This is a genomic window from Mesorhizobium sp. M2A.F.Ca.ET.039.01.1.1, from assembly GCF_003998035.1.
GTDB lineage: Bacteria > Pseudomonadota > Alphaproteobacteria > Rhizobiales > Rhizobiaceae > Mesorhizobium.
Genome location: NZ_RZRY01001395.1, coordinates 1 through 672 on the forward strand (window position 1 = coordinate 1; position 672 = coordinate 672).

Annotated in this window: 1 protein-coding gene and 1 pseudogene; one reads left to right on the forward strand and one right to left on the reverse strand. The window is 65.0% G+C overall.

Going from position 1 to position 672, the window contains the following annotated elements:
• A partial coding sequence (locus EOA24_RS40070) for a CinA family protein (protein ID WP_133375059.1) occupies positions 1–460 on the forward strand: 460 nt, incomplete at its 5' end.
• Here the strand turns inward: EOA24_RS40070 and EOA24_RS40075 are convergent.
• Positions 457–672, reverse strand: a pseudogene (locus tag EOA24_RS40075) (SRPBCC family protein); the annotation flags it as partial. The gene EOA24_RS40070 and the pseudogene EOA24_RS40075 sit on opposite strands and share 4 nt — an antisense overlap.

Genomic DNA, 672 nt, shown 5'->3' on the forward strand with positions numbered 1-672 from the left:
GCTCCAGGCCTGCCAGCAGCGCGGCATCATGCTGGCGACCGCCGAAAGCTGCACCGGCGGCCTGATCATTGCCGCGCTGACCGACATTGCCGGATCGTCCGCCGTGGTCGATCGTGGCTTCATCACCTATTCCAACGAAGCCAAGATGGAGATGCTCGGTGTCTCCGCCGCCACGCTCGAGGCGCATGGCGCGGTCTCGCGCGAGACGGCGCTGGAGATGGCCGCGGGCGCGCTGGCGCATTCGCGGGCAAGCCTGTCGCTCGCCGTCACCGGCATTGCCGGTCCCAGCGGCGGCTCGGCGGACAAGCCGGTGGGCCTTGTCTGGTTCGGGATCGGATTGGCCGGACAGCCGGTTGTCGCCGAACAGCAATTGTTCGGCCAGAAGGGCCGCGAATTCATCCGGCACGAGACGGTGCGTCACGCGCTGCAACTCGGGTTGCGGGCGCTCGGCGAAAGTTAGGCCGGCTTCGCGCCATAGATGACATCGGCGCGCTTCTCGAAGGCTTCCGAGAACATGCGGAAGGCGCGGTCGAACATCGTGCCCATCAGCGCGCCGAGAATGCGGCTCTTGAATTCATAGTCGATGAAGAAATGCACCTCGCAGCCGCCATCGGCCGGGTCGAAGCGCCAGATGTTGCTGAGATATTAGAACGGGCCGTCGATGTATTTGAC